11 protein-coding genes are annotated in these 14,832 nt (G+C 72.3%); 6 read left to right on the top strand and 5 right to left on the bottom strand.

Features of this window, described 5'->3' with window-relative positions; translation table 11 throughout:
* Positions 1–267 precede the first annotated feature (267 nt).
* Positions 268–3,039: a helix-turn-helix transcriptional regulator gene (locus tag E1293_RS06430; RefSeq protein ID WP_165978105.1), complete on the bottom strand. Its 2,772-nt coding sequence runs from the start codon at positions 3,037–3,039 to the stop codon at positions 268–270.
* Between the two features lie 219 nt (positions 3,040–3,258).
* On the opposite strand from E1293_RS06430, the gene E1293_RS06425 reads away from it, so the two are divergent.
* Both E1293_RS06425 and E1293_RS06420 read left to right on the top strand, forming a co-directional pair.
* Positions 3,259–4,422 (top strand): acyl-CoA dehydrogenase family protein, encoded by a 1,164-nt coding sequence (locus E1293_RS06425; RefSeq protein WP_165978104.1) that lies wholly within the window; start codon positions 3,259–3,261, stop codon positions 4,420–4,422.
* A gap of 32 nt (positions 4,423–4,454) precedes the next feature.
* Positions 4,455–5,003 carry a TetR/AcrR family transcriptional regulator gene (locus E1293_RS06420; protein WP_132194826.1) on the top strand — a complete coding sequence of 183 codons (549 nt, stop codon included), beginning with the start codon at positions 4,455–4,457 and terminating at the stop codon, positions 5,001–5,003.
* A gap of 9 nt (positions 5,004–5,012) precedes the next feature.
* On the opposite strand, the gene E1293_RS06415 is transcribed toward E1293_RS06420, so the two are convergent.
* Positions 5,013–5,438, bottom strand: coding sequence for a hypothetical protein (locus E1293_RS06415; RefSeq protein ID WP_132194824.1), 426 nt, complete (start codon positions 5,436–5,438; stop codon positions 5,013–5,015).
* Positions 5,439–5,880: 442 nt separating this feature from the next.
* Between E1293_RS06415 and chvE the strand changes: the two genes are divergently transcribed.
* The 4 genes from chvE to E1293_RS06395 are packed head-to-tail and all read left to right on the top strand — an operon-like array spanning position 5,881 to position 10,894.
* Complete coding sequence (gene chvE, locus E1293_RS06410) at positions 5,881–7,011, top strand: multiple monosaccharide ABC transporter substrate-binding protein (protein ID WP_279472979.1); 1,131 nt, start codon at positions 5,881–5,883, stop codon at positions 7,009–7,011.
* 55 nt (positions 7,012–7,066) lie between these two features.
* On the top strand, positions 7,067–8,605 hold the full coding sequence (gene mmsA / locus E1293_RS06405; protein ID WP_132194822.1) for a multiple monosaccharide ABC transporter ATP-binding protein: 1,539 nt from the start codon (positions 7,067–7,069) through the stop codon (positions 8,603–8,605).
* Complete coding sequence (gene mmsB / locus E1293_RS06400) at positions 8,602–9,843, top strand: multiple monosaccharide ABC transporter permease (protein WP_132194820.1); 1,242 nt, start codon at positions 8,602–8,604, stop codon at positions 9,841–9,843. The genes mmsA and mmsB overlap by 4 nt, the downstream gene beginning before the upstream one ends.
* A gap of 43 nt (positions 9,844–9,886) precedes the next feature.
* Positions 9,887–10,894 carry a LacI family DNA-binding transcriptional regulator gene (locus tag E1293_RS06395; RefSeq protein ID WP_132194818.1) on the top strand — a complete coding sequence of 336 codons (1,008 nt, stop codon included), beginning with the start codon at positions 9,887–9,889 and terminating at the stop codon, positions 10,892–10,894.
* Positions 10,895–10,945: 51 nt separating this feature from the next.
* On the opposite strand, the gene araB is transcribed toward E1293_RS06395, so the two are convergent.
* From araB to E1293_RS06380, 3 genes are read right to left on the bottom strand one after another with little or no spacing between them, the layout of a single operon-like run.
* Positions 10,946–12,574, bottom strand: a complete 1,629-nt coding sequence (gene araB, locus E1293_RS06390) for a ribulokinase (protein WP_132194816.1) — start codon at positions 12,572–12,574, stop codon at positions 10,946–10,948.
* A gap of 27 nt (positions 12,575–12,601) precedes the next feature.
* Complete coding sequence (gene araA / locus E1293_RS06385; protein ID WP_132194814.1) at positions 12,602–14,098, bottom strand: L-arabinose isomerase; 1,497 nt, start codon at positions 14,096–14,098, stop codon at positions 12,602–12,604.
* Positions 14,095–14,784: an L-ribulose-5-phosphate 4-epimerase gene (locus E1293_RS06380; RefSeq protein WP_132194812.1), complete on the bottom strand. Its 690-nt coding sequence runs from the start codon at positions 14,782–14,784 to the stop codon at positions 14,095–14,097. Before E1293_RS06380 ends, araA begins: the two co-directional genes overlap by 4 nt.
* Positions 14,785–14,832: the final 48 nt, after the last annotated feature.

Below are 14,832 nucleotides of genomic sequence, written 5' to 3'. Positions count from 1 at the left end.
GGCCTGCGGGGCGGCTGCGATGCCGGTCAGGGCGATCAGCGCCACCGCCGACGTGGCGATCGCGATTGTCCGCTGGGACATGGGATGGGAGTCCTTTCACCACTGAAGGGGGAGCCCGTGGTGACGGGGGTGGACATCCGTGAGTCTGTGGAGTTTCGGGCGATTTGCGAAGGCTCATGGAGCAGGCATAGGGATATCCCTATGGGTGCGGGCGGGCCGCGGCCGGATCCGTCCGGGCGGATTCGTCCGGGCGGGCGGAGCCGCAGGTCAGCGACCGGATACCGCCAGCCGGGCGACGTCCACCCGGGACCGGACGCCGAGCTTGCGGAACGTCCGGGTGAGCGCGGCCTCCACGGTCTTGATGCTGAGGAACAGCCGGGCGGCGATCTCCCGGTTGGTGGCCCCCTCGGCGACCAGCACGGCGACCTGGCGCTCGATGTCGCTGAGGACGCCGAGCGGGTCGCCGGCGGCGGACGGCCGGAGCGGTCCATCCTGGTCCAGCCGCTGCAGCCGGGCCTGCGCGCGGGTCAGCCAGGGCCGGGCCGCGGCCTTGGCGAAGATGTTGCGGGCGCGCGCCAGTTCCGCGCGCCCGCGCGCGAGGTCGCCCAGCCGGGCGTGCAGGGAGCCCAGCTCCAGCCACGCCCGGCCCTCTTCGAGCCGGTACGGGAGGGCTTGGAGCTGCTCGGCGGCCCGGTTCAGCCCGTCCAGGGCCGCGTCGACGTCGCCTTCGGCCGCCCGGACGAGCGCCGCCGAACGTTCCAGGACGGCCAGCACACCGCGCCGCCCGAGCCGTGCGGCCTGCGCTCTGGCGGCGTCGACCACATCGGCGGCCTCCCCGGGACGGCCGGCGCCGACGAGGGCGTCGGCGAGGTCGGCGTGCCAGCGGCGCAGCGAGGGGTCCCCGAGGCCCTGCGCGGTCTCCATCCGCCGCACCTCGTCCAGGATCCGGACCGCGGCGGCCATGTCACCGAGCTGCAACCGGACGACGCCCTGCGCGTGTAACGCACGCGGCAGGAACAGCAGGTCGCCGTCGCTCTCGCTGTGCTGGACCGCCTGCTCCGCCGCGCTCAGCGCCCGGTCGAGGTCGCCGCCCGCCGCCTCGGCCAGCGCCAGCGCGTACCAGGACGGCCCCTGGCTCAGCCCACTGTCCTCGGCCAGATCGACGCTCTGCCGCGCCAGGCTGAGCGCCTGCCGACAGCGGCCCTGGAAGACCTCCACCTGGGTCATGCAGTACAGGGACAGGCACAAGCTCTCGACCACGCCGCGCTGCCGGACGCTGTAGATGAGCGCGCGCAGCTCGGCGCGGGCCTCGTTCAGCCGGTCGTGCATCAGGTGATGCCGGTGCTTGAGGTAGACGGGGCCGTTGTGGTGCCACATCACCTCGGGGTCCTGCGGGTCGGACAGTGCCCTGCGGAGCGTGTGCTCGGCGTCCGGATGCCCCAGGAAGAACTCGATGTTCGCCTGCTTGCTCAGCGCGAAGAGCTCGGTCCTCCGGTCCCCGGCCAGGGCGGCCAGCTCGGCGGACCGGCGGGCGTGCACGTGCGCGGCCTCCGCCGAGCCCCGCACCATCCACGCCCGCCAGCTCAGCCGGTAGTGCAGCGGGGCGAGCAGGGACGGCTCGCCGCGCGCGTCCTCCATCGCCTTCGGGAAGACCTCCTCGACCTCGGCCAGGGCCTGCCCGGACGAGTCCATGACCACGACCCAGGCCCGCACCCGCTCCTCCGGGCGCGCCGTCCCTTCCAGGGCCAGCCGGGCGAGCCGCCTGGCGAGCGGGTAGTCGCCGGCGGCGACGGCGTCCTCGGCCGCGCGCAGCCGCCTGCCGACCGCGGCCTCCCGGGCGGGCTCGGGGGTGTGGTCGGCGGCCAGCTCACCGAGATGGGCGGCGGTGGCCAGGCCGCCGCGGCGGCGGGCGACGGCGGCGGCCTCCTCCAGCGTCGCGGCGATCCGCGGGTCGCGTCCCGGCGCCAGCCGGGCCAGGTGCAGGGCACGTTCCACCGGGTCGCGCACGGCCTCCGACAGCGCCCGGTGCGCCGCCTTGCGCTCGGTGGACTCCGCCTCGGCGTAGATCACCGCGGACAGCAGCGGGTGGGCGAAGCGGATCTGGCCGCCGGCGGCCACGTCGACGATGCCCTGCCGCTCGGCCTCGGCGAGGTCGGCGCGTCCCGTCCGGCGCAGCAGCTCCACCGACGGGCGGCTCGCCGCGCTGGCCATCAGCAGCGTTTCGCGGGTACCGGAGGAAAGCGCCTCCATCCGTTTGCGAATCAGCACGGAAAGGCTTTGCGGAATGGGCAGTTCATCGGTTCGCGGATTCTCGTCCTCCAGTACGCTGCGCGCCAGTTCCACCGCGAAGAACGGATTTCCGCCGCTCACCTCGTGAATGCGGCTCAGCTGCGGCCGCGGCCAGTTTCGGCCGAACCGGTCGCCCAGCAGCGTCGCCAGCTCGGCCGCCGACATGGGCGGCACCCGGACCGCCAGCACCGGCCCCGGGCACAGGCCCGCCGCGTCCCGCCACCGGCCGCCGGCCTCGCCCTCGTCCCCCGGCGGCCGCGCGGACACGACCACCCGGAGCGGCGGCGCCAGCCTGGCCGCGCGCCGCGCCACGAACGCGAGCAGCTCCCCGGTCGGGCGGTCCAGCCACTGCGCGTCGTCGATCAGCACCAGGCCGGGCCGGTCGGCGCACAGCAGCCGGAACGCGTGCAGGACGCCGAGCCGCAGGCACAGCAGGTCGCGCTCGTCCAGCGGGACGTCCTGCAGGAGCAGCGCGGACCGCAGCGCGTGGCTCTCCGGCTCGGGAAGCCGGCCGATGACCTCGTCGGCGACCTGGGAGATCAGGTCGATGAGGCCGAGGAACGGCAGGTGGTGCTCGGTCTCGGCCGGTCCGCAGGCGAAGATCCGGTAGCCGGCCGCGGCGTGCTCGTCCGCCAGCGCGGACAACAGGGTGGACTTCCCGATCCCGACGGGGCCGATCAGCAGGACGCCGCCGCCCTCGGCGAGATGGGCGCGGACACCGCGGAGCACGTTCTCCCGTCCTTGTGTCATCCGCATGGCCTCCGGACGCGCCCTGGCTCGGCGATGAACCCGCTGCGGAACGGTAAACCGTTCCGCATCCGCCGTCAAGATTCCGAAACCCCTTTTTGTCATCAATGGCGGCCGATAATTCCCCCGGCGCCTTTGGAGACCATTCGGCTCGCGGCGGGCTCCGCCGGCGCGCGCCCCCGGCATGTACACGATCCGTACTCCAAGGTATGGTTCCGTACCATGGAGTATGGAGACGAGATCGTCCGGCGGGTGCGGGAGCTGGCGCCGACGCTGGCGGAGCGGGCCCCGGATGCCGAGCGGGCGCGCCGGCTGCCCGACGCGACCATCGCCGACCTGGCCGGCACCGGGCTGTTCGACATGCTGGTCCCGAAGCGGTTCGGCGGCGCCGAGCTCGGCTTCGAGGCGATGGCGGCGGCCTGCCGCGAGGCGGGCGCGGGCTGCGCCTCGACCGGCTGGCTGTCGGTGATCTACACGCTGCACAACTGGATGGTCGCGCTGCTCCCCGAGCAGGCACAGGCCGAGGTCTGGGCCGACCGGACGTACGCGCTGGTCCCGTGCGTCCTGGCACCGACCGGGACGGCCGAGCCGGCGGACGGCGGCCACCGGGTCACCGGCCGCTGGTCGTGGGGCAGCGGCGTGATGCACGCCGGGCACGTGCTGGTCATGGCGCTCGTCACCGCGGACGGCGAGATCGAGCCGAGGCTGTTCCTGCTGCCGCGCGCGGAGGTGGCCGTCCACGACGTCTGGCACACCAGCGGGATGCGGGGCACCGGCAGCAACGACATCGAGGTGCAGGGCGTCTTCGTCCCCGCGCACCGGTCGGTGCCGCTCGCCGAGCTGGCGGAGGGGCGCTCGCCCGGCTCGCGCGTCCACCCGGCGCCGCTCTACCGCACCCCGCTCGTGCCGGTGTTCGCGCTGACCGGCGCGGCGCCCGTGCTCGGGGTGGCCGAGGGCGTGCTGGCGCGGTTCGCCGAGCGGATGCAGGGCCGGGTGATGGCCTACTCCGGCAAGAAGCAGCGCGACCTGTCCAGCGCGCAGGTCCGGCTGGCCGCGGCCACCGCCGACCTGGCCGCCGCCCGGCTGCTGCTGGACGACGCGCTGCGCGGTGTCGTCCACGCCGTCGCGGACGGGAGCTGCGACATGCGGCTGCGGGCCCGGGCCAGGCTGGTCGCGGCGCACGTCGCGGGGACGTCCCGCAGGGTGGTGAACGACCTGTGCGCGGCGGCCGGGGCGAGCGCGCAGTTCACCGGCTCCCCGTTCCAGCGGGCGCAGCGCGATGTGAATACGATCTCCGGGCACGTGGTGTTCGACCCGGACGAGGCGTACCGCCTCTACGGCAGGATCGAGCTGGGGCTGGACCCCGGCCCGGTGACCCTCGTGTGACGGCGTCCCGAGGCGGTGAGGATGGGGGTCCGATGGCGGCCGGCACGAACACGGCCCGTACCCGGGTGGCGCGGCGCGACTGGATCGAGGCCGCCTACCGGGAGCTGGCCCGGGGCGGCGAGCGCGGCGTGGCGATCACCGCGCTCGCGGCCCGGCTGGGCGTCACCAAGGGCAGCTTCTACTGGCACTTCAAGGACCGCACCGAGCTGATGCGGGCGCTGCTGGACCGGTGGGCGCACGAGCGGACGGACGAGGTGCTCGGGCTGGCGCTCGGCAGCACGGCCGACCCGCGCGAGCGGCTGCGCCGCATCCAGGCGCTCGGCCGCGAGGTCGCGCCGATCGACCGGGCCATGCGGCTGTGGGCCCAGCACGAGCCGGCGGCCGACGAGGCGGTACGGCACGCCGACCGCGCTCTGCTCGGGCACATCGCCGCGTGCCTCGCCGGCCTCGGGTTCGGCGAGGAGGACGCGCGGCTGCGGGCGCTGCTGATGCTGCGCACGTGGGCCGGCGGCTACCTCGTCCCGGGCACCGGCGACCCGGAACCGCCGGACCGCATGCTGGAGATCTTCCTGGCCGGGTAGCGAGCGGACTCAGGGCCGGCGGACGAAGCCGTGCCGGGCGAGCAGCTCGGCGAACTGGCGGCCGGCGGCGGTCAGCTCCCTGCCGAGGCCCTGGCACGCCGCGCAGCGGTCCTCCTCCGGTTCGGACGGGCGGGCCTGCATGTGGTCGTCGATGGCGCGTTCCACGGCGGCCACGATGGCGGGTTCGGCGCCGGCGACCCGGTCCGGCGCGGTGACGGGGGCGACGGCGGCGGGCGCGGGCGCGGGACGCAGCTCGTGGGCGCGGCGCGCGGCCTGGGCGACCGCGACCAGTTCACCGGCCCGCCGGTGCCATTCCAGCCACCGCTCGTTCGGCGTCGTGCCCGTCCCCCCGCACAGCGAGCAGTCGGCCTCCAGTTCCGCCAGCAGCCGCGCCAGCGGTCCGCCACCACCGGCCCGGTCAGGCACCCCGGTCACCCCGAACGAAATCCCTGTCCATTCCCAGTCCTGACGTCTCGGGGTCCCGAGGGACCGCCCACCCCCTCGTACGCGCGGCGGCGACGCCGGGTTCGGCCCGCCCGCGCCCAGGGTGCGCACCCCGGTGGCTCCCCGCACGTCACGCGGGCGTGCGGCCGAGCCGGCCAACGCGCGCGCTGATGTTTGCGATAACCACCCGATCTGTCAATAGTCGCCCCGAAAGAGTGCCAGGTCGGAGCCGTTCTCACTGGTCAAAAGCGAGGCATCCGGAACGGGGGCTTTCGGACTGTTGACGTGCTCCTTGATAACGCTAACAATCGGTGGACGAGTTCGTCCGGGCGCGGGGTCACGGTTGTGGCGCGGCGCTCGGCGGGCTCTTGACATGGCAGTGTGACCGGTAACAGTGTGTCCCGGGACACCGGCACCACCCCCGAGGTGAGACGTGAAGCGTAGGAAGCTCGTCAGCCTGGCGCTGGGCCTCGCCCTCGCGTTCGGCATGACCGCGTGCGGCTCGAGCCAGAAGACCGCCGACAAGAAGAACGCCGAGAAGAAGCCGGCGGCGGGCGCCCTGATCGGCGTCACGATGCCGACCCGCTCCTCCGAGCGCTGGATCCACGACGGCGACAACCTGAAGAAGCAGCTGGAGCAGCTCGGCTACAAGGTCGACCTCCAGTACGCCGAGAACGACATCCCCACCCAGGCCAACCAGATCGACAACCAGATCACCAAGGGCGCGCGGCTGCTGGTCATCGCGTCCATCGACGGCACCGCGCTCACGACGCAGCTGCAGAAGGCGGCCGACAAGAACGTCCCGGTCATCTCCTACGACCGGCTGATCCGCAACTCCGAGAACGTCGACTACTACGCCACGTTCGACAACTACAAGGTCGGCGTGGAGCAGGCGACGTCCCTGCTCGTCGGGCTCGGGCTGAAGAAGCCGGACGGGTCGGAGGGCACGGCGAAGGGCCCGTTCAACATCGAGGTGTTCGCCGGCTCGCCGGACGACAACAACGCGACGTTCTTCTACAACGGCGCGATGGGCGTCCTGAAGCCGTACCTCGACAAGAAGACCCTCGTCGTCAAGAGCGGCCAGACGGACTTCAAGACGATCGCGACGCTGCGCTGGGAGCCGGAGCGGGCGCAGCAGCGCATGGAGGACCTCCTCACCCGCTCCTACGGCGGCGGGACGAAGGTGCAGGGCGTTCTGTCCCCCTACGACGGCCTGTCCATCGGGATCCTGTCGGCGCTGAAGTCCAGCGGCTACGGGACGGCCGGCCAGCCGTACCCGATCGTCACCGGCCAGGACGCCGAGGTCGCGTCGGTCAAGTCGATCATCGCGGGCGAGCAGTACTCGACCATCTACAAGGACACGCGGCAGCTCGCCTCGGTCACGGTGAAGATGGCCGACGCGGTGCTGAAGGGGAACAAGCCCCAGGTCAACAACACCAAGGACTACGACAACGGCGAGAAGGTCGTGCCGTCCTACCTGCTCAACCCGGTGATCGTGAACAAGGACAACTACAAGCAGCAGCTCATCGACACCGGTTACTACACCGCGAACCAGCTGCAGTAGCGCCGCGCGGGCGGGCGCCCGCGACGGCGCCCGCCCGCTCCCCCCGGAGGAGACCATGACCGAGGCGATACTGCGGATGCGCGGCATCACCAAGACCTTTCCCGCGGTCAAGGCCCTGCAGGACGTGAACCTGGAGGTGCGGCGGGGCGAGATCCACGCGATCTGCGGCGAGAACGGGGCCGGCAAGTCGACGCTGATGAAGGTGCTGTCCGGGGTCTACCCGCACGGCGACTACAGCGGCGGCATCGAGTTCGAGGGCGAGCCGTGCCGGTTCTCCGGCATCCGCGACAGCGAGCAGCGCGGGATCGTCATCATCCACCAGGAGCTGGCGCTCAGCCCGTACCTGTCGATCGCGGAGAACATCTACCTCGGCAACGAGCGCCGGGGACGGCTCGGGCTCATCGACTGGAACCGGACGAACGCCGACGCGGCGAAGCTGCTGGAGCGGGTCGGGCTGCACGAGAACCCGGTGACGCCCGCGATGGACCTCGGCGTCGGCAAGCAGCAGCTCGTGGAGATCGCGAAGGCGCTGTCGAAGCGGGTGAAGCTGCTCATCCTGGACGAGCCGACCGCCGCGCTGAACGACGCCGACTCCGCGCACCTGCTCGACCTGCTGCGCGGGCTGCGCGACGAGGGCATCACCTGCGTGATCATCTCGCACAAGCTGAACGAGATCCGGGCGATCGCCGACTCCACCACCATCCTGCGCGACGGCCGGACGATCGAGACGCTCGACATGGCCGGCGAGGTGTCGGAGGACCGCATCATCTCCGGGATGGTCGGCCGCGACCTGGACAACCGGTTCCCCGACCGCGTCCCCGACATCGGCGCGGAGGTGCTGCGGATCGAGGACTGGACCGTCCACTCCCCCACCCAGCACGGGCGGGTCGTCGTGGACCGCGCCGCGCTCACCCTGCGCCGCGGCGAGGTCGTCGGGCTCGCGGGCCTGATGGGCGCGGGCCGGACCGAGCTGGCGATGAGCGTGTTCGGCCGCAGCTACGGCACCGGGATCACCGGCCGGATCTACAAGGACGGCAAGGAGATCTCGGTCCGCACGGTCACCGACGCGATCCGGCACGGGCTCGCGTACGCGACCGAGGACCGCAAGACCTACGGGCTGAACCTCATCGAGGACGTGAAGCGCAACGTCTCCGCCGCCGGGCTGCGCGGCCTCGCCAAGGCGGGCTGGGTGGACGACAACCGCGAGTACGAGGTCGCGGAGTGGTTCCGCAAGGAGATGAACATCAAGGCGCCGAGCGTCCTGTCGGTGACGGGGCAGCTGAGCGGCGGCAACCAGCAGAAGGTCGTCCTGTCGAAGTGGATCTTCACGGACGCGGACGTGCTGATCCTGGACGAGCCGACCCGCGGCATCGACGTGGGCGCCAAGTACGAGATCTACTCGATCATCAACCGGATGGCCGACCAGGGCCGTGCGGTGCTGGTGATCTCATCCGAGCTGCCGGAGCTGATCGGGCTCTGCGACCGCCTGTACGCGATGGCGGGCGGGCGGATCACCGGCGAGGTGAGCCGCGCGGACGCCACGCCGGAGCGGCTGATGCAGCACATGACCCAGACCGAGGAGAGCACAGCATGAGCAGCGTCGCGCCGGCCGACCAGGCCGTGTCACCGCCGCCGCCGGAGAAGCCCGCCCCGGGCCGGGCCCTGCCGGTCAATCTGCGGCAGAGCGGGATCTACATCGCGTTCGCGCTGATCGTGGCGCTGTTCGCGGTGCTCACCAGCGGGCAGCTGCTGTCCCCGCAGAACATCTCCAACATCATCGTGCAGAACTCCTACATCCTGATCCTGTCCATCGGGATGATCCTGATCATCATCGGCGGGCACATCGACCTGTCGGTGGGGTCGGTGGTGGCGGTGACGGGCGCGATCGCGGCCGTGCTGATGGTCGAGCACCACGTCCCGTGGCCGCTGGCGGTGCTGCTGACGATTCTCGCCGGCGCCGCGATCGGCGCCTGGCAGGGGTACTGGATCGCCTACTTCGAGATCCCGGCGTTCATCGTGACGCTGGCCGGGATGCTGGTGTTCCGGGCGCTGACCCTGACCGTCCTCGGCAACCAGGGCATCGGCCCGTTCCCGGACGACGTGCGGACGATCGCGAACGGGTTCCTGTCCGGCTACCTCGGCAACATCGGGCTCGGGCCGCTCGGCGGCGCGGACCTGTTCACGCTGCTGGTCGCGCTGGCGCTGGTCGGCGGGTACGTCGGGTTCGGCTGGCGGAACCGGCAGGGCCGCATAGGCTACGGGCAGAAGGTCGAGCCGCTCACCGTGTTCGCGCTGAAGTACGCCCTCGGCGTGGTGGTCGTCATGTTCATGGCCGTGCAGCTCGCCCGGTTCAAGAACATGCCGTGGGTGCTCGTCCTACTGGGCGTGCTCGTCCTCGGCTCCACGCTGGTGATGAACCGGGCCGTGTTCGGACGGCACGTCTACGCGCTCGGCGGCAACCCGCTGGCGGCGAAGCTGTCCGGCATCAAGGTCAAGTCGGTGTCGTTCTGGCTGTTCGTCAACATGGGCGTCCTGTCGGCCATCGCCGGGATCGTGTTCGCCGGACGGCTCAACCAGGCGGGCCCGACGGCCGGGAACATGTTCGAGCTGGACGCGATCGCAGCGGCGTTCATCGGCGGCGCGGCCGTGCAGGGCGGGGTCGGCAAGGTGGTCGGCGCGATCACCGGCGGACTGATCATGGGCGTGATCAACAACGGCATGTCGCTGCTCGGCGCGCCGAGCGAGCGGGTCATGCTGATCAAGGGCCTGGTGCTGCTGGCGGCCGTCGCCTTCGACATCTGGGCGAAGCGCCGCACCGGAACGGCCCGCTGACCGCCCGGCCCCGGGCCGGCGACCCGGTATCTTCCGGAGTGACATGACCGCCACGCCACCTGCCCGGCCCGGGCTCCGGGACGTCGCCCGGCTCGCCGGGGTCTCCCACCAGACCGTGTCCCGGGTCTTCAAGAACCATCCGATGGTCAGCACGAAGACCCGGGACCGGGTGCTGGCCGCCGCGGCCCAGCTGGACTTCCGGCCGAACGCGGCGGCCCGCGCCCTCGCCACCGGGCGGTCCCGCACGCTCGGCGTCGTCAGCTTCGACACCGCGCTGTTCGGCCCGGCGTCGATCATCGCGGCGATCGAGCGGAACGCCCGCGCCGCCGACTTCTTCACCAGCGTCGCGAGCCTGGAGTCGCCGGGGCACGGCGCGGTCGCGGGGGCCGTCGACCGGTTCCGCGACCAGGGCGTGGACGGGATCATCATGATCCCCGGGCACGTCCCGGCGGACGAGGCGCTGCGGCACCTGCCCCGCGACCTGCCGACCGTGCTGCTCGGGCCGGCGGCGGCCGTGCCGACCGTGTCGGCCGACCACTACCTGGCGCCCCGGGAGGCGACCCGGTACCTGCTCGAACTCGGGCACCGGACCGTCCACCACCTGCCGGGTCCGGCCGACTGGTCGGAGGCGAACGAGCGGACCCGCGGCTGGCGGGACGCCCTGGCCGAGGCCGGCGCGGACGTCCCGGAGTGCGCGCCCGGCGACTGGAGCGCCCGGTCCGGCTACGAGCGCGGCCGGCTGCTCGCCGCCGACGGCGACGTCACGGCGGTGTTCGCGGCGAACGACCAGATCGCGCTCGGGCTGCTGTGGGCGATCCACGAGAGCGGCCGCCGCGTGCCGGACGACGTCAGCGTGATCGGCTTCGACGACATCCCGGAGGCGGCGTTCCTCACCCCGCCCCTGACGACCGTCCGCCAGGACTTCACCGCCCTGGGCCGCCACTGCGTAGAACTGCTGATAGCGCAGTTCAGCGAGGACAGCGCCCCGCCCACCCCGAAGCTGGTCCCGAGCCAGCTGATCACCCGCCGCAGCACCGCCCCCCTCCGTTGACTGCGGCGTGTCGTTGTTATGAGCCGCCGGATGACAGCGACACGCCGCAGGTCAACGGAGGGCGCGGAGGCGGTGCATGATGTCGCCGTCGGCGAAAGTGTCGTGCAGGGCGCGGTAGATGTCGTACAGGGAGTCGTAGGCGTCCGCCCTTGAGCGGTCGGGGACGTAGGCGGACGGGACGCGGCGGCCCATCGCGGCTGCGGCCGACGTGATGTCGGGGTACGTGCCGGCGGCGACGGCGGCGTGGATCGCGGCGCCCAGCGCCGGGCCCTGCGCGGAGCCGATGAGGGAGAGCGGGCGGCGCAGGACGTCGGCGTACACCTGCATGAGGAAGGTGTTCTTCATCAGCCCGCCCGCGACGACGAACTCCCCGACGGCGACGCCGGACGCCTCGAACGTCTCCAGAATCATGCGGGTGCCGAACGCGGTGGCCTCGATGAGCGCGCGGTAGACGTCCTCGGGCCTGGTCGCGAGGGTCTGGCCGACGATCAGGCCGGACAGGTCGTGGTCGACGAGGACGGACCGGTTCCCGTTGTGCCAGTCGAGCGCAACGAGCCCGTGCCGCCCGACCGGCTGCTCCGCGGCGAGCGCGGTGAGGTGCTCGTGGACGGTCAGGCCATTGGCCGCGGCGACCTGGTTGTAGTAGGCGGGCACGCAGTTGTCGACGAACCAGGCGAAGATGTCGCCGACGCCGGACTGGCCGGCCTCGTAGCCCCAGAGACCGGGGACGATGCCGTCCGCGACGACGCCGCACATGCCGGGGACCTCGGCGAGCAGGTCCGACGACATGACATGGCAGGTCGACGTCCCCATGATCGCGACCATCTGGCCGGGCCGGACGGCGTCGGCCGCGGCGGCGGTGACGTGCGCGTCGACGTTGCCGACGGCGACGGCGATGCCGCGGGGAAGGCCGGTCCACTCGGCGGCCTGCGCGGTGAGCGTCCCGGCTAGGCCGCCGAGGGGTTCGAGGTCGTGGCCCAGTTTGGCGGGGAAGTCCGCGAAATCAGGGTGGAGCGCGGCCAGGAACTCGCGGGACGGGTAGCCGCCGTCCTGGTAGACGCCCTTGTAGCCGGCCGTGCAGATGTTGCGCGACTCGCGGCCGGTGAGCTGCCAGACGATCCAGTCGGCGGCCTCGATCCAGCGGTCGGCCTCGGCGTACAGCTCCGGGTCCTGTTCCAGGAGTTGCAGGCCCTTGGCGAACTCCCACTCCGAGGAGATCTTGCCGCCGTAGCGGCGCAGCCACGGCTCGCCGCGCTCGGCGGCCAAGGCGTTGATCCGGTCGGCCTGCGGCTGCGCGGCGTGGTGTTTCCAGAGTTTCGGCCAGGCGTGCGGGCGTTCAGGATACGCCTCGCACAGGGGGATGCCGTCCCTGGTGGTCGGCATGACCGTGCAGGCGGTGAAGTCCGTGCCGATCCCGATCACCTGGGACGCCGGGACCCCGGCGACGGCGAGGGCCTTCGGGACGGCGAAGCGCAGCACGTCGATCCAGTCCTGCGGCGCCTGGAGGGCCCAGTCGGGGCCGAGGTCGTCGCCCGAGGGCAGCTCCTCGGCGATCACCCCGTGGCCGTACTCGTGCACGCCGTCGCCGACCTCGGCGCCGTCCCGGACGCGGACGACCACCGCCCGGCCCGACAGCGTGCCGAAGTCGACGCCGACGACGTATCGCTCGTCCACGCTCATGGGCTCCTCCCTACAGGCCGTGCTCGATCACAGACCGTGGGCCAGGCGATGGTACGCCTGGTTCCAGCGGATCTCCTTCTTGAACTCCCGCAGCGTGGTGCAGGCGTCGATGGTGAGCAGCTCGACGCCGGTCATCTCGGCGAGGTCGTCCAGCTCCTCGGTGCCGAGCGCGGCGGACAGGACGGTGTGGTGCGGCGCCCCCGCCGTCAGCCACGCCTCGGTGGACGTGCGCAGATCGGGCTGCGGGCGCCAGACCGCGCGCGCGACCGGCAGCATCGGCAGCGGCTCCGGCGGCGCGACGACCTCGATCTCGTTGGCGACCAGCCGGAACCGGTCGCCCATGTCGGCGAGGCCGGCCACGACGGCCGGACCAGGGGCGGCGTCGAACACCAGCCGCACCGGGTCCTCGCGCCCCCCGATGGCGAGCGGGTGGATCTCCAGCGCGGGACGCCCGGCCGCGACCGACGGGCAGACCTCCAGCATGTGCGCGCCGAGGATCAGCTCGTTGCCGGGCTCCAGGTGGTAGGTGTAGTCCTCCATGAACGAGGTGCCGCCGGGCAGGCCCGCGGACGCGGCCTTCAGCGTGCGCAGCAGCGTCGCGGTCTTCCAGTCGCCCTCGCCGCCGAAGCCGTAGCCGTCGGCCATCAGCCGCTGGACGGCGAGGCCGGGCAGCTGGCGGAGCCCGCCGAGGTCCTCGAAGTTCGTGGTGAACGCCTTGAAGCCGCCGCCGTCGAGGAACGTCCGCAACCCGAGCTCGATGCGCGCCCCGTAGCGGAGCGAGTCGTGGCGGTCGCCGCCCGCCCGGAGCGCCGCGGCGACGTCGTACAGGTCCTCGTACTCCTTGACGAGTTCGGTGACGGCCGCGTCCGGGACGGCGTCCACCACGTCGACGAGGTCGTTCACGCCGTAGGTGTTGACGGACACGCCGAACCGGAGCTGCGCCTCGACCTTGTCGCCCTCGGTGACCGCGACGTCCCGCATGTTGTCGCCGAACCGGGCCAGTCTCAGGGTGCGCAGCTCGTGGTGCCCGGCCGCCGCCCGCGCCCATGCGGAGATTCGCGCCGCGACCGACGGGTCGCTGACGTGCCCGGCGACGGTCTTGCGGGCGACGCCGAGCCGCGACTGGACGAACCCGAACTCCCGGTCGCCGTGGGCGGCCTGGTTGAGGTTCATGAAGTCCATGTCGATGGAGTCCCAGGGCAGCTCGACGTTCGCCTGCGTGTGCAGGTGCAGCAGCGGCTTGGTGAGCGCGTCGAGCCCGGCGATCCACATCTTCGCCGGGGAGAAGGTGTGCATCCACGCGATCACGCCGATGCAGGCGTCGTCGGACCCGGCGTCGAGGCACATCCGGCGGATCTCGCCGGCGTCGGTCAGGACGGGCATCCACCTGAGCGTGACGGGCAGCGCCTCGCCGAGCCGCGTGGCGATCGTCGCCGACTGGGCGGCGACCTGGCGCAGGGTGTCCTCGCCGTACAGGCCCTGGCTGCCGGTGAGGAACCAGATCTCGCGGTTCGGGAAGCTCATGGTCGGCCCTTCTGCCCGTAGACGTTCTGGTAGCGGTCGTAGAGCCGGTCGACGTCGCCCGCGTCCATCGGCAGCGGCTCGCCGAGCTGGCGGGCCAGGTGGACGGTGCGGGCGACGTCCTCGCACATCACGGCCGCCTTGACCGCGGCGCGGGCGTCGGCGCCGATGGTGAACACGCCGTGGTTGCGCATGAGGACGGCCGGGCTGCGGTGCCCGTCGAGGGTCTCGACGATGCCGCGGCCGATGTCGTCGCCGCCGATGAGCGCGAAGGGGCCGACGGGGATCTCGCCGCCGAACTCGTCCGCCATCGCCGTCAGCACGCACGGGATCGGCTCGTCGCGGGCGGCCCACGCGGTCGCGTACGTCGAGTGGGTGTGCACCACTCCCCCGACGTCCGGGCGGTGCCGGTACACGTAGGCATGCGCGAACACGTCGCTGGACGGTTTGAGCGGGGACTCGCCGATCGGCTCGCCGTCCAGGTCGCAGAGCACCATCGCGTCGGGGGTGAGGTCCTCGTACGGGACGCCGCTGGGCTTGATCAGGAAGGTGCCGGCGCTCGCGCGGGCGGACACGTTCCCGGCCGTCCACACGACCAGCCCGCCCTCGACCAGGATCTGGTGCAGGACGGCCAGCTCCGTGCGGAGTGCGGGGGCCCGGGGGTCCGCTCCCAGGGGGGACTCTGTCATCTCCGCTCCTTCTGTTAGCGCTAACATCTCGGACGTGACGACGGTGGG

The sequence above is a fragment of the Actinomadura darangshiensis genome, from assembly GCF_004349235.1.
GTDB lineage: Bacteria > Actinomycetota > Actinomycetes > Streptosporangiales > Streptosporangiaceae > Spirillospora > Spirillospora darangshiensis.
This window is presented reverse-complemented; position numbering and strand designations above follow the sequence as displayed.

Coding starts and splice junctions, on each gene's coding strand:
- E1293_RS06430 (WP_165978105.1), bottom strand. CDS start 3,039: ATGACACAAGGACGGGAGAACGTGCTCCGCGGTGTCCGCGCCCATCTC.
- E1293_RS06425 (WP_165978104.1), top strand. CDS start 3,259: ATGGAGTATGGAGACGAGATCGTCCGGCGGGTGCGGGAGCTGGCGCCG.
- E1293_RS06380 (WP_132194812.1), bottom strand. CDS start 14,784: ATGACAGAGTCCCCCCTGGGAGCGGACCCCCGGGCCCCCGCACTCCGC.
- mmsB (WP_132194820.1), top strand. CDS start 8,602: ATGAGCAGCGTCGCGCCGGCCGACCAGGCCGTGTCACCGCCGCCGCCG.
- araA (WP_132194814.1), bottom strand. CDS start 14,098: ATGAGCTTCCCGAACCGCGAGATCTGGTTCCTCACCGGCAGCCAGGGC.
- E1293_RS06395 (WP_132194818.1), top strand. CDS start 9,887: ATGACCGCCACGCCACCTGCCCGGCCCGGGCTCCGGGACGTCGCCCGG.
- araB (WP_132194816.1), bottom strand. CDS start 12,574: ATGAGCGTGGACGAGCGATACGTCGTCGGCGTCGACTTCGGCACGCTG.
- mmsA (WP_132194822.1), top strand. CDS start 7,067: ATGACCGAGGCGATACTGCGGATGCGCGGCATCACCAAGACCTTTCCC.
- E1293_RS06420 (WP_132194826.1), top strand. CDS start 4,455: ATGGCGGCCGGCACGAACACGGCCCGTACCCGGGTGGCGCGGCGCGAC.